Source organism: Guyparkeria sp. (assembly GCF_041687595.1).
Lineage (GTDB): Bacteria > Pseudomonadota > Gammaproteobacteria > Halothiobacillales > Halothiobacillaceae > Guyparkeria.
In genome coordinates, this window is record NZ_JAWLBP010000059.1 from 1 (window position 1) to 11,313 (window position 11,313).

Annotated in this window: 16 protein-coding genes; 7 read left to right on the forward strand and 9 right to left on the reverse strand. The window is 64.5% G+C overall.

Annotated features, from left to right (window positions below; translation table 11 throughout):
• From ACESL5_RS08665 to ACESL5_RS08675, 3 genes are all read left to right on the forward strand, one after another.
• Positions 1 to 477: ComEC/Rec2 family competence protein (locus ACESL5_RS08665; protein WP_372592387.1), on the forward strand; the 477-nt coding region annotated here is incomplete at its 5' end.
• Positions 478 to 651: 174 nt separating this feature from the next.
• The gene (locus ACESL5_RS08670; protein WP_372592388.1) at positions 652 to 1,092 is read left to right on the forward strand and encodes a hypothetical protein; all 441 of its coding nucleotides are present in this window, start codon (positions 652 to 654) and stop codon (positions 1,090 to 1,092) included.
• 217 nt (positions 1,093 to 1,309) lie between these two features.
• A complete protein-coding gene (locus ACESL5_RS08675; protein ID WP_372592389.1) occupies positions 1,310 to 1,651 on the forward strand; it encodes a DUF2853 family protein in 342 nt (113 codons plus the stop codon).
• A gap of 100 nt (positions 1,652 to 1,751) precedes the next feature.
• On the opposite strand, the gene ACESL5_RS08680 is transcribed toward ACESL5_RS08675, so the two are convergent.
• From ACESL5_RS08680 to ACESL5_RS08695, 4 genes are all read right to left on the reverse strand, one after another.
• Positions 1,752 to 2,162 (reverse strand): ectoine synthase, encoded by a 411-nt coding sequence (locus ACESL5_RS08680; protein ID WP_372592390.1) that lies wholly within the window; start codon positions 2,160 to 2,162, stop codon positions 1,752 to 1,754.
• A gap of 63 nt (positions 2,163 to 2,225) precedes the next feature.
• Complete coding sequence (gene ectB, locus ACESL5_RS08685; protein WP_372592391.1) at positions 2,226 to 3,500, reverse strand: diaminobutyrate--2-oxoglutarate transaminase; 1,275 nt, start codon at positions 3,498 to 3,500, stop codon at positions 2,226 to 2,228.
• A 93-nt stretch (positions 3,501 to 3,593) separates the two neighbouring features.
• The gene (gene ectA / locus ACESL5_RS08690; RefSeq protein ID WP_372592392.1) at positions 3,594 to 4,067 is read right to left on the reverse strand and encodes a diaminobutyrate acetyltransferase; all 474 of its coding nucleotides are present in this window, start codon (positions 4,065 to 4,067) and stop codon (positions 3,594 to 3,596) included.
• A 253-nt stretch (positions 4,068 to 4,320) separates the two neighbouring features.
• Entirely contained in the window at positions 4,321 to 4,824 is a 504-nt protein-coding gene (locus tag ACESL5_RS08695) for an RrF2 family transcriptional regulator (RefSeq protein WP_372592393.1), read from the reverse strand.
• Between the two features lie 91 nt (positions 4,825 to 4,915).
• Here ACESL5_RS08695 and ACESL5_RS08700 point away from each other — a divergent pair, with 91 nt between their 5' ends.
• On the forward strand, positions 4,916 to 5,320 hold the full coding sequence (locus ACESL5_RS08700) for a hemerythrin domain-containing protein (protein ID WP_372592394.1): 405 nt from the start codon (positions 4,916 to 4,918) through the stop codon (positions 5,318 to 5,320).
• Positions 5,321 to 5,540: 220 nt separating this feature from the next.
• Here ACESL5_RS08700 and ACESL5_RS08705 read toward each other — a convergent pair whose 3' ends face one another.
• Positions 5,541 to 6,068, reverse strand: a complete 528-nt coding sequence (locus tag ACESL5_RS08705) for a PAS domain-containing protein (protein ID WP_372592395.1) — start codon at positions 6,066 to 6,068, stop codon at positions 5,541 to 5,543.
• Between the two features lie 112 nt (positions 6,069 to 6,180).
• On the reverse strand, positions 6,181 to 7,569 hold the full coding sequence (gene hemN / locus ACESL5_RS08710; protein ID WP_372592396.1) for an oxygen-independent coproporphyrinogen III oxidase: 1,389 nt from the start codon (positions 7,567 to 7,569) through the stop codon (positions 6,181 to 6,183).
• 218 nt (positions 7,570 to 7,787) lie between these two features.
• Here hemN and ACESL5_RS08715 point away from each other — a divergent pair, with 218 nt between their 5' ends.
• The 3 genes from ACESL5_RS08715 to ACESL5_RS08725 are packed head-to-tail and all read left to right on the forward strand — an operon-like array spanning position 7,788 to position 10,226.
• The gene (locus ACESL5_RS08715) at positions 7,788 to 8,399 is read left to right on the forward strand and encodes a trimeric intracellular cation channel family protein (RefSeq protein WP_372592397.1); all 612 of its coding nucleotides are present in this window, start codon (positions 7,788 to 7,790) and stop codon (positions 8,397 to 8,399) included.
• Positions 8,400 to 8,448: 49 nt separating this feature from the next.
• Entirely contained in the window at positions 8,449 to 9,393 is a 945-nt protein-coding gene (locus ACESL5_RS08720) for an ABC transporter ATP-binding protein (RefSeq protein WP_372592398.1), read from the forward strand.
• A gap of 59 nt (positions 9,394 to 9,452) precedes the next feature.
• The gene (locus ACESL5_RS08725; RefSeq protein WP_372592402.1) at positions 9,453 to 10,226 is read left to right on the forward strand and encodes an ABC transporter permease; all 774 of its coding nucleotides are present in this window, start codon (positions 9,453 to 9,455) and stop codon (positions 10,224 to 10,226) included.
• 9 nt (positions 10,227 to 10,235) lie between these two features.
• Here the strand turns inward: ACESL5_RS08725 and ACESL5_RS08730 are convergent, their stop codons facing one another.
• From ACESL5_RS08730 to msrA, 3 genes are all read right to left on the reverse strand, one after another.
• Positions 10,236 to 10,604, reverse strand: a complete 369-nt coding sequence (locus tag ACESL5_RS08730; protein ID WP_372592399.1) for a DUF488 domain-containing protein — start codon at positions 10,602 to 10,604, stop codon at positions 10,236 to 10,238.
• A 3-nt stretch (positions 10,605 to 10,607) separates the two neighbouring features.
• A complete protein-coding gene (locus tag ACESL5_RS08735) occupies positions 10,608 to 10,790 on the reverse strand; it encodes a PLD nuclease N-terminal domain-containing protein (RefSeq protein ID WP_372592400.1) in 183 nt (60 codons plus the stop codon).
• Positions 10,791 to 10,823: 33 nt separating this feature from the next.
• The coding region (gene msrA, locus ACESL5_RS08740; RefSeq protein ID WP_372592401.1) for a peptide-methionine (S)-S-oxide reductase MsrA at positions 10,824 to 11,313 on the reverse strand (490 nt) is incomplete at its 5' end.

Here is an 11,313-nt window from a genome sequence, read left to right on the forward strand (position 1 = left end):
TGTCCGCACGGGCATCGCTGGCGGTGGGACGGTGTGACGTTCACCCTGCTTCAGGCGCCGATGCGCTCGGCGAACAATCGATCCTGTGTCCTGAAGGTGGAGGGGAGGACAGGGGCGCTGCTTCTCACCGGTGACATCGAGAAGGCGGCGGAGCGGTGGCTGGTGCGTCACGCGGACGTGGCCGCGGACATCGTGCTCGTGCCGCATCACGGATCGAGCAGCTCGTCCACGCCGGCCTTTGTCGAGGCGGTCGGGGCCGAGGTGGCCGTGGTGAGCGCCGGATTCCTCAATCGCTGGGATCACCCGCGCCCGGAGGTGGTTGCCCGGTGGCAGTCGTCGAATGCCCGGGTGTTGCGCACGGATCGTGGGGGTGCGTTCCGGCTCGGTGCCGATGATCCGGTGGCAGAGCGTGACCGCCGCTGGCGCTTCGCCTGGCGGGTGGCCGACCCGTTCGCGGATTCGGTGGGGCATCCGTGAATCCAACTGGGTTGTCATCGAGCGGAATCGTGGCCATCTGGTCTTGAAACCCCGACTTTTTGTGACCATTTCGCGACAACGCGCCGTTTAGCACGTAAAGTTATGCACCTGTGCCAGGGACCGGGCTTTGATCGAGAGGGATGCTCGAATCAAGTGACGAGATCCCTGTCGACGATGAAGCTTACGACCCTGTACTCCGAGGAACAGATACGCGCCGCCGAGAAATACCTCCGGGAAGTCGGCGCCGACGACCTGAGCCTGGACAGCCGCAACGGGCGGAACCCTCGAGCGGAGACGTTCCGCGTTTCCGCACTGGAGGGCACCGCCAGCCGCCTGATCCAGGGGGCGCGTGTCGACCCCTTCGCCAAGGATCGGGTGGCGCTTGTCGTGCCCCGCTACCTGCATCAGCTGCCGCAGTCATGGAGGAGGGGCGGGGTGACGCTGGTGCTCGAGCGACCATTCGCCGACGAGTCGCTCGGCATACGCGAGCTGATCGAGGGGTTGGTGGTCGACACCAAGGAAGCGAGTCGAGAAGACGATCCGGATCAGGCGCTGGTGCTGATCATGCAGGTCAATCGTCAGCGCCTGTTCGACCCCGGTGAGAACCCGGGGTGATTCCTTGATCTTTGCAATTTCACCGTCGCTGGCCTAACAAAGGTGACAACGGCCCGTTGAGCGCCATCTTCATCTTGAAGTGGTGAACGGGTCGCGAAGGAAAGCGTTGGAGGAATGGTCGGGAGTTTCACGCACCGCCTGGGGCTGGACGACGGCACGGCGGGAAGCTCGGGATCACTTCACTCGGCGTTTTCCCCAACAGCGCGGAGGAATTGCAATGAGCAGTCGGGATGAACTGGTCGACAAGTACGCGGCCGACATTCGGGAGAAGTGCGGCGAAACGCCGGATCGGGATCTTCTGGGGCGCGTGGTCGCGGGTCTGGGCCCTGCGGTCTACAACGCCGATGCTTCGGTCGTCGCCGCGAGCGATCCGGACGAAGTGGAAAGTATCAAGAAGAACTTCCTGGTCAAGAAACTGGGGCTGACCGACGGCCCCGATCTGGATGCCGCCCTGGACAAGGTGTTCGATCAGTACGGGCGCTCCAATCGCCACAAGTACCGTGCGGTGGTCTACTACCTGCTGACGCGCCACTTCGGCCGGGAAGCGGTCTACGCCTGAACGGCGCCGCCCCGGCGAAAACGACAAAACCCCGACCTGTTGGCAGGTCGGGGTTTTGTCGTTGCGCCGAGTCCGGCCAGAGCCGGTGCTCACTTGACGATCAGTCGTCCAGGCTCAGGGCCGGGTAGACGCCGTTCTCGTCGTGGACCTCTTGGCCGGTCAGCGGCGGGTTGAACACGCAGATCAGTCGCATGTCCTCGCTGCCGCCACGCAGGTAGTGCTTGTCGGCCGCCGGATCGTTGAGCAGATACATCATGCCGTCGCGGATCGGGTAGGTGACATCGTTGTTGATGTCGTGGATCTCCCCGTTGCCACCCACGCAGTAGACCGCCTCGATGTGGTTCTGGTAGTGGATGTAGGTCTCCGTGCCGGCACGGATGATGGTGTCGTTGTAGGAGAAGCCCACCTTGTCGTCGGCGAGGATCAGCCGGCGGCTGACCCAGTTGCCGTTTTCCGCTTCGACTTCGCGTTCGGTGCCGAGGATATCCCGGTCGAGATAACGTACGAGCATGTTTGACTCCGTGACTGGTTGAAGTTGGTCCGCCCCCGGGCCGGGGGCAGACGCGGTCGGCTATCAGCCCTTGCGAGCGGCCGCGGCGGCGTCGACGGCCTCGTCGAGGATGTCCAGGCCCTGGTTCAGCTCCGCCTCGCTGATGGTCAGCGGCGCCAGGAACTTCATCACCTGGTCGTCGGCGCCGGCGGTCTCGGCCAGCAGGCCCCGCTTGAACGCCTCGGCGGAGATCTCGTTGCAGAAGTCCTCGTGCTCGGAGTGCAGACCCCAGATCATGCCCAGACCGCGCACGCCCTCGATCAGGTCGGGGTGACGCTCGGCGATGGCATTGAAGCGCTTCTCGACCTTCTCGCCCTTGGCTACCACTTCCTTGGAGAACTCGTCGGTGTCCCAACGCTCCAGGGCGGTCGCGCCGGCGACGAAGGCCAGCGAGTTGCCGCGGAAGGTGCCGGTGTGCTCGCCCGGCGACCACTCGTCGATGTCCGGACGCATCAGCACGATGGCCATCGGCAGGCCGGTGCCGATCGACTTGGAGATGGTGACGATGTCGGGCTTGATGCCGGCACGCTCGAAGCTGAAGAAGTTGCCGGTGCGGCCGTTGCCGACCTGGATGTCGTCGACGATCAGCAGGATGTCGAGATCCTTGCACATCTTGTCGAGCTTCTTGAGCCACTCGACCGAGGCGACGTTGATGCCGCCTTCACCCTGGATGGTCTCGACGATGATGCCGGCCGGCAGGTCGTAGCCCGAGCTCGCGTCCTCGTAGTACTGGCGCATCATGTCGATGCTGTCCATCTGGCCTTCGCCGGTCGGGTCGAAGTAGTTGTCGTACGGCATCTTGGTGACGTTCAACGGCACACCGTAGAAATCGTCGTGGTAGAACTCGTTGCCGGTGACCGCGAGCGCGCCGAGGGTGTGGCCGTGGTAGGCGTTGGTGAAGGAGACGATCTTGGAGCGCTCCTTGACCTTGCGTGCCAGCTTCAGGGCCGTCTCGACGGCGTTGGTGCCGGTCGGGCCGACGAACTGGACCTTGTAGTCGAGATCGCGCGGCTGAAGGATGGTTTCCTGCAGCTTCTTGATGAACAGGTACTTGGCGTCGGTCGCCTTGTCGAGTGCGTTGGTGACGCCGTCACGCTCGATGAAGTCGATGATCGCGCGCTTGATGGCCGGGTCGTTGTGACCGTAGTTCAGCGAGCCGGCGCCACCGAAGAAGTCGATGAACGCCTTGCCGTGGTGGTCCCACATCGTGGCGTTCTTGGATTTGACGAAAATGGTCGGGAACGAGCGGATGTAACCGCGAACGTTGGACTCGTATTTCTCGAACAGGTCGATGTTCATCACAGGTCCTCGTCTTGAGCGTGAGAAGTGAAAAAGATGATAGGCGCACGAGGCACCGCCGGCCACTCGAGTTGAGGGCGGCGATGTCGTGGATCAGAGATCGATGACGTAGAGGTCTTCCGGCTGATGGCCATCGCCGAGAAGCTCGCTGGAGAGATAGGGCTCGCTGCGGATCGAGCGACCCAGCTTTTCCGCCCAGCGGGTGAACAGCGCCTGGGAAGCCGGGTTGTCGGGAGCGATGGTCAGTTCGATTCGCTTGATGTCGCCGAACCAGTCGCGCTCCTCGAGGGTCTTGAGCAGGCGGGAGGCCACGCCTTGGCCACGGGCGGAGGCGTCGACGCCGATTTGCCAGACGAACAGGGTGTCGGGGTTGTCCGGCAGGCGGTAGGCGGTCACGAAGCCCACGAGATCGTCGCCTTTTTCCGCGATGACGCAGGTCGAACGGAAATGGTCCGCCAGAAGGAAATAGAGATAGGCCGAGTTGAGGTCGAGCGTGCCGGCTCGTTCAATCAGCTGGTGAATCCGACCCCCATCCTCGAGGCGCGGTTCACGGAAGTGAATCGTCATGCTTTTTTACCCGTGCGCGTTAAGTTTCCAGCCGCGTTCGGGTCCGTATAAGTGAGCGAACATTATAGAGCATGGCATTCAAAGCTCAACCGGGGTCCGGGATGCAATGGGGGGTGCCGGTGCACGGGAGGCACCGAATCAAGGGCCTTCCCTGGGGGGCACGAAGATGTCTTGGGAAGGCGTCGGGCAGGCGGCGTGGGGCCTTGCGATTGAATGGCCCGCTTCCCGGCTCGACCAGCGGTTCGTGTCGACCTCAGGTCCCTTGAGGTCGGGCGTGGGGCGGGGTGCCTGTCCGATGGAGGGTGATGGGCATTTCCACGCCGGACACCCGGGCAATGTCGGCGAGCGAATGGCGGTCGAGGACGGTCCAGAAGGCCTCGAGCGCCTCGGCGAAGATCGGCGCGAGCCGGCAGCCGTTCCGGATCGGGCAGCGAGATCCCTGGCCGAAACATTCCACGAGATGCCAGTGGCATTCCACGTCCCGCGCTACCTCGCCGAGTGAGATGGTCTCGGGGGCGCGGGCGAGTTCCAGGCCGCCTCCCTTGCCGCGTCGGGCCCGGACATAGCCCCGGGTGGCCAGCAGGTTGGCCACCTTCATCAGGTGGTTGTAGGAGACCCCGAAGTAGTCGGCGATCTCCCGGATCTTCGGCAGGGCAGGCGCGTCGGCGTTTGCCGAGTCACCGCCACTCCGGCGAGGCTGGTTTGCCAGGTAGATCAGGATGCGGAAGGCGAGGTCGGTCTGCTGGTTGAGTTGCACGGCGTCCGGTCTCGGTTGGCGGGGTTTGTAATATGCAATCAGTATGCATATTCTGAACGTGTCTTGCCAGTCGTTCCGGAGGGTCTCGACCATGCGACGCCACGCGAAGCTGCAACCCCTGTCCCGCGAGCATCACCATACCCTGAAGCTCGCCCGTCGTCTGCAGGCCGGCGAACCGGGCGATGCGCTTGATGACGAGCTGGCGGACCACCGAGAGGCACTCGCCGCCCACTTCGCCGCCGAGGAGGCGATTGCCCGTGAGGTTCGCCGGCAATGCCCGGACGACCGGGTGCTGCTGGAGCAACTCGCGCGGATGGAGCGGGAACACCGGGAGATAGAGCGCCTGCTGGCTGACGCGTTGGCCGGTCGGGACAGTCGGGAGGGGTATCGCCGACTGGGCGAGTCCTTGATCAATCACGTGCGCTTCGAGGAGCGTGAGCTGTTCAATCGCTTGCAGGCGGCGGGCTACCCCTTCGACCAGGGCGGCGGAACATGAAGGACTGCCGCGACGAGCCGGTATTCCCGGTGGGGATCCCCCTTGGTGTCTGGCGATGCTCGGCGAGTCGATCTTGTGGCTGCTCTTTCTGGGCGCGCTTGCGTGGCTGGTTGCCGGCATGAAGGGCCGGGCGATTCGAGTAGTTGCTTGACGCCATGGCCCAAACGACAAGGCCCGCCGAATGGCGGGCCTTTGGTGCCGGTCAGGCGGTTCCCTGCTGCTAGAGCGAACGCTTGGCGAACGACTCGTAGTCGGGATAGCCCTTCTTGCCCAGCCATCGATTCAATGCCTCCAGCCCGGCCTCGATCTGCTTCGGGCGGGGGTGCTTGAGTTCCTCCTCGCGGACCTGGCGGTAGACCTGGTCGAATTCCTTCTTCAGCTTCGGCTCATGCAGTCCGTGGCGCGTGGAGCGGAACCCCGTGATCTCGCCGTTCGCCCCGATCTCCGGCTGGAAGTAGCCGATGGTCCAGTAGTGGTCGCCGTTCTTGCAGACGTTCTTGGTCACCGCGAAGAAGCGGTCTCGCTTCTCCCTGATCTGGTCCCACAACAGGTAGTAGACCGCGCGCGGCACATCCGGGTGGCGGATCAGGTTGTGCGGCTTTCCCAGGGCGTCCTCCCGGGAGTAACCGGTGACCTGGGTAAACACAGGGTTGATGAACTTGATCACTCCCCGCTCATCGGTGCGGGTCGAGATGATCTCGGATTCCAGCAGCTCGCGTTCGCGTCCGCTCAGCTCCTTCTCGGTCATGACTCCTCCTCTGGTGGTTTGCTTTCGTTGTTGTCATGCTCTTCCGGTCCCTTCTGGTGGGGACCGTCCTTTGGAATCCGTGGAGCAGCGGCCCGATCGACCGGGCCGGTGATCAGATGACTCGCGAGAACCGCTGACCGTCCAGCGTGCCGTGGTACTCGTCGAAGGCCATGCAGATGTTGCGGATCAGCAGTCGCCCGCGGGGCTCGACCACGATCTCATCGGCTGCGAGGTGCAGGAGGTCGTCATCGGCCATCGTTTTCAGGTCGGCGAGCGCGTCGGCGAAGTGCTTCCGGAAGTCGATGCCGAAACGGGCCTCGACCGCCGGGATCGACAGCCGGAAGTGACAGATCAGCTCGGTGATCACGTGCCGACGCAGCGCGTCCTCCTCGGTGGTGACCAGCCCCTTCTCGATCGGCAGGCGACCATTGGCGAGCGCGTCGTGATAGCGGTCTAGCTCCTTGACGTTCTGGCTGAACGCGCCGCCGACCTGGCTGATCGACGAGACGCCCATCGCGACCATGTCGCACTCGGCATGGGTCGAGTAGCCCTGGAAATTGCGGTGCAGGGTGCCCTCGCGCTGGGCGGTCGCCAGCGGGTCGTCCGGCTTGGCGAAGTGGTCCATGCCGATCAGGACGTAGCCGGCATCCAGCAGGTACTCGATGGTCGAGCCGAGAATGTCGAGCTTTTCCGCCGGGCTGGGCAGGTCGTCCGAGGCGATGCGCCGTTGCGGCTTGAAGCGCTGCGGCAGGTGGGCGTAGTTGAAGATCGACAGCCGATCGGGATCGAGCTCGACCACCCGGTCGAGCGTCTTCATGAACCGCTCTCGCGTCTGGAACGGCAGGCCGTAAATCAGGTCGAGGCTCACGCCGTGGAAATCCTGCTCGCGGGCGGTATCGACCACCTCCTTCGTCTCCTCGAAGCTCTGGATGCGGTTGACCGCCTTCTGCACCACGGGGTCGAAGTCCTGTACCCCGAGGCTGATCCGATTGAAGCCGATCTCGCGCAACAGGCGGATGGTGGCCGCGTCGGCCTCGCGCGGGTCGATCTCGATCGAGTACTCGCCGGTGTCGTCGCTCTTGAGCGCGAAGTGCTCGCCGGTCTTGCGCATGAGTTCGCGCATCTCGTCGTGGGAGAGGAACGTCGGCGTGCCGCCGCCCCAGTGGAGCTGGTCGACCGGGCGTCCGTCATCGAAGAGCGCTGACTGCAGCGCCATCTCTTGGTAGACGTCGTCGAGGTAGGGGCGGGCCTTGCCGCGGTCCTTGGTGACCACCTTGTTGCAGGCGCAGTAGAAACAGACCGTGTCGCAGAACGGGATGTGCACGTACAGCGACAGCGGGCCCCCGGCGGCATTCGAGCGCGCCGCCGCCTCGCGGTAGTCCGCCTCGCCGAACCCGTCGTGGAACTGCACCGCGGTGGGGTAGGAGGTGTAGCGCGGACCGCTGGTGTCGTAGCGCCGGATCAGTTCCGGATCGAAGAGCTTGTGGTCGGTGTCGTTCATGTGGCTGCACTGATCAGTGGTGGGCGGCGGAGCCGCTCGGATGTCGATGAGAAAAAGTCTAGCGCCTCGCCGGGGCGGATTCCCCCAAGTAGAATGCTCGGTTAATCGATGGCACCGGCTCGAAGGGGGCGGCGTCCCGGGCGGGGCCTTTCACGTCCGCGTCGGACTGGATATCCTCTGCGCCGTCCGTGGGACGGTTGCAAGGTTGGGGAAAGGGCATGATCGGCGAGATGCTTCAGGGGCTGGACTACTTTGGGACGGCGGTGTTCGCCGTCAGTGGCGCGCTGGTGGCCAGCCGGCGCCACATGGACTTGATGGGGTTCCTGATCCTCGCCACGGTGACCGGCATCGGCGGCGGGACGCTGCGCGACCTGCTGCTCGGCCGCCCGGTGTTCTGGCTCACGCAGTGGGAGTACCTGCTGATCACCGCCGTGATGGCCATCGCCACTTTCTACGCCACCCGTCCCTTCCAGCAGCGCTCCAACTGGCTGTTGTGGGCGGACGCGGTCGGACTGGCCGCCTTCTGCGTGATCGGGGCACAGATCGCGCTGTCGATGGACGCCAGTCCCATGATCGCGGTCATGATGGGTATCATGACCGCTACCTTCGGCGGGCTGATCCGGGACGTGCTTGCCGGCGAACCGCCGCTGCTGTTGCACCGCGAGATCTACGCCTCGGCCGCACTGGTCGGGGGGATCGTCTATGTTCTGTTCGCCCACTGGCTGGACTGGCCAGTCGCCGCCGTGATCCTCGGCTTTACCCTCACGCTCGTCGTGCGGGGCCTGGGGATCCGCTATCACTGGCACCTGCCGTCGGCCGGACGCGGATAGGCGCCGGGCCGGACATCCGACACTCACAGGCTTCGAGCATTCAACTGATATGAGCAACGCCGTCGAGATCTACGGGCTCGAGAAGACCTACGAAGGGGGCACGCATGCCCTCAAGGGCATCGAGCTTTCCATCGAGGAGGGGGACTTTTTCGCCCTGCTCGGTCCCAATGGGGCGGGCAAGTCGACCACCATCGGCATCCTCTGCTCGCTGGTCAACAAGACCGCCGGCAGCGTGCGCGTGTTCGGTCACGACCTCGACCGCGACCGCGCCTGGGTGAAGTCCCAGATCGGCGTGGTGCCGCAGGAATTCAACTTCAACCAGTTCGAGCCGGTCGAGGAAGTCGTCATCAACCAGGGCGGCTTCTACGGCATGACGCGCCGCGCGGCGAAGAAGCGTGCCCACGAGCTGTTGAAGCAGCTGGGGTTGTTCGACAAGCGAGAGGGGATGGCCCGGGCGCTTTCCGGCGGCATGAAGCGCCGCCTGATGATCGCCCGCGCGCTGGTGCACGACCCGCGCATGCTGATCCTCGACGAGCCCACCGCCGGGGTGGACATCGAACTGCGCCGCGGCATGTGGGACTTCCTCACCCGGATCAACAAGCAGGGCACCACCATCATCCTCACCACGCACTACCTCGAGGAAGCCGAGGCCCTGTGCCGCAACATCGCGATCATCAACGAGGGGCGCATCGTCGAGCACAGCTCGATGCGCAACCTGCTGGCCAAGCTCTCGCAGGAGACCTTCGTCCTCTATGCCCGCGAGCCGGTCGAATCACTGCCGGAGATGCCGGTGGTCGGTTCGCGCCTGATCGACGACGAGACCATCGAGGTCGACCTGACCCGCGGCCAGGAGCTGACCGGCGTGTTCGACGTGCTGCGCGGTCACGGCATCGTGATCGAGCGCATGAAGAACAAGACCAACCGCCTCGAGGAGTTGTTCCTGCGCCTGGTGCAGGACGACGATGCCGCCATCAATGCCGAGGAACGTTCATGAGCATCCGTTCGCAAAGCGACGCATTCGACCACCAGGGGGCGGGCGAGAAGGCCGTCGGCCTGACGCCGCGCGGGGCGTGGAACGCCTTCGTGATGCTCCTGACCCGCGAGATCCTGCGTTTCGGCCGGATCTGGGTGCAGACCGTGCTGCCGCCGATGATCATGACCGCCCTGTACTTCGTGGTCTTCGGTCACCTGATCGGTCCGCGCATCGGCGTGATCGACGGGGTGCCCTACATCCAGTACCTGGTCCCCGGGCTGATCCTGATGTCGGTGATTACCCAGAGCTACGCCAACTCGGTCTCCTCGTTCTTCGGCGCGAAGTTCGCCCGTCACGTCGAGGAGTTGCTGGTCTCGCCGATGCCCAACTGGCTGATCATCGTCGGCTACGTGGCAGGCGGGGTGGCGCGCGGGCTCACCGTCGGCGGGGCGGTCACCATCGTGGCGCTGCTGTTCGCCGAGCTCTCGGTCCACAGCGTGCTGAACCTGTTCGGCGTGGCGCTGATGACCTCGATCCTGTTCTCGCTTGGCGGGCTGATCAACGCCGTCTACGCCACGCATTTCGACCACATCTCGATCGTGCCGACGTTCGTGCTGACACCGCTGACCTACCTGGGCGGGGTGTTCTACTCGATCAACATGCTTTCGGACTTCTGGCAGCAGGCCTCGCTCTACAACCCGGTGCTCTACATCATCAACGGCTTTCGCTACGCGATGCTGGGCATCACCGACGTGCCCGTGTGGAGCAGCTACGCCATCCTGGCGGTCGGTATCGTGATCCTCTATCTCTACGCGCTGCGCCTGTTCCGCAAGGGCATCGGCCTGCGCGGCTGACCGGTCTCGTCACTCCCTGAGCGACAGGCGCTCGCGGACCACTTCCGCCAGCACGCGGGCATGGTTGTGCTCGCTGTCCCTGGCGGCATAGAGCAGGGTCACCGGCTGGCCCTCGGCAATCTGGACAAGATGATCGAGTTCCGCGCTGCCCTCGAGCTCGCGTCGGTAGCGGCGCTCGAACTCGGTGAACCGCTCGGGGTCATGACCGAACCAGCGCCGCAGGGCCCCGGAAGGCGCCACGTGCTTGAGCCACTCGTCGTGGTGCAGGTCCTGCTTTTTCACCCCGCGGGGCCACAGCCGGTCGACCAGCACCCGGTAGCCCTCGTTCGGGCCCGGCGGATCGTAGACTCGACGGATGGTGATGGTGTCCCCGCTCACGCGCTAACCCTTGGGGCCGAACAGCGCCCAGATGATCAGGCCGAGAACCGGCAGCAGCAGGATGATGACGATCCAGAGCGCCTTCATGCCGGCTGAAGCGCCGCTCTGCACCACCTTGATGATGGCGTAGATGTCGAGAATCAGGATGATCAGGCCCAGCAGGCCGCCGAAGGGTGCTTCCAGCATGTCTCTTTCCTCGCTTGCTGTGTCGGACCGTGCCTACCTCATGTCGGCACGGCGTTTTTCCAGGTACCGTTGATGGTAGTCCTCGGCCGGCCAGAATGCCGTCGCCGGGGTGATCTCGGTCACGATGGGGCGCGAGAGGTCGGCCTGTTGCTCCCGCGTCACCCGCTCGGCGATGTCCCGCTGGGCGGGGTCGAGAGGGAAGATCGCGGAACGGTACTGGGTGCCGATGTCCGGTCCCTGCCGATTGGGCGTGGTCGGGTCATGCATGGCGTAGAAGGCGCGTACCAGTTCCTCGTAGCCGATCCGGTCGGGATCGAATCGAACCAGCACGGCCTCGGCATGGCCGGTTCCGCCGCTGCAGACCTGGCGGTAGTCGGGGTGATCGACATGGCCGCCGGTGTAGCCCGAGATGGCGTCGATCACGCCGGGCATCTGGCGAAACCGGTCCTCGACGCCCCAGAAGCAACCAGCCGCGAAGATCGCCTCTTCCGTCTGTCCCATCGATTGGTCTCCATGGATTTCA

What these genes read in the sequence shown, in the direction of transcription:
- ACESL5_RS08670 (WP_372592388.1), top strand. Translation starts at nt 652, where the DNA reads ATGAAGCTTACGACCCTGTACTCCGAGGAACAGATACGCGCCGCCGAG.
- ACESL5_RS08675 (WP_372592389.1), top strand. Translation starts at nt 1,310, where the DNA reads ATGAGCAGTCGGGATGAACTGGTCGACAAGTACGCGGCCGACATTCGG.
- ACESL5_RS08680 (WP_372592390.1), bottom strand. Translation starts at nt 2,162, where the DNA reads ATGCTCGTACGTTATCTCGACCGGGATATCCTCGGCACCGAACGCGAA.
- ectB (WP_372592391.1), bottom strand. Translation starts at nt 3,500, where the DNA reads ATGAACATCGACCTGTTCGAGAAATACGAGTCCAACGTTCGCGGTTAC.
- ectA (WP_372592392.1), bottom strand. Translation starts at nt 4,067, where the DNA reads ATGACGATTCACTTCCGTGAACCGCGCCTCGAGGATGGGGGTCGGATT.
- ACESL5_RS08700 (WP_372592394.1), top strand. Translation starts at nt 4,916, where the DNA reads ATGCGACGCCACGCGAAGCTGCAACCCCTGTCCCGCGAGCATCACCAT.
- ACESL5_RS08705 (WP_372592395.1), bottom strand. Translation starts at nt 6,068, where the DNA reads ATGACCGAGAAGGAGCTGAGCGGACGCGAACGCGAGCTGCTGGAATCC.
- hemN (WP_372592396.1), bottom strand. Translation starts at nt 7,569, where the DNA reads ATGAACGACACCGACCACAAGCTCTTCGATCCGGAACTGATCCGGCGC.
- ACESL5_RS08715 (WP_372592397.1), top strand. Translation starts at nt 7,788, where the DNA reads ATGATCGGCGAGATGCTTCAGGGGCTGGACTACTTTGGGACGGCGGTG.
- ACESL5_RS08720 (WP_372592398.1), top strand. Translation starts at nt 8,449, where the DNA reads ATGAGCAACGCCGTCGAGATCTACGGGCTCGAGAAGACCTACGAAGGG.
- ACESL5_RS08735 (WP_372592400.1), bottom strand. Translation starts at nt 10,790, where the DNA reads ATGCTGGAAGCACCCTTCGGCGGCCTGCTGGGCCTGATCATCCTGATT.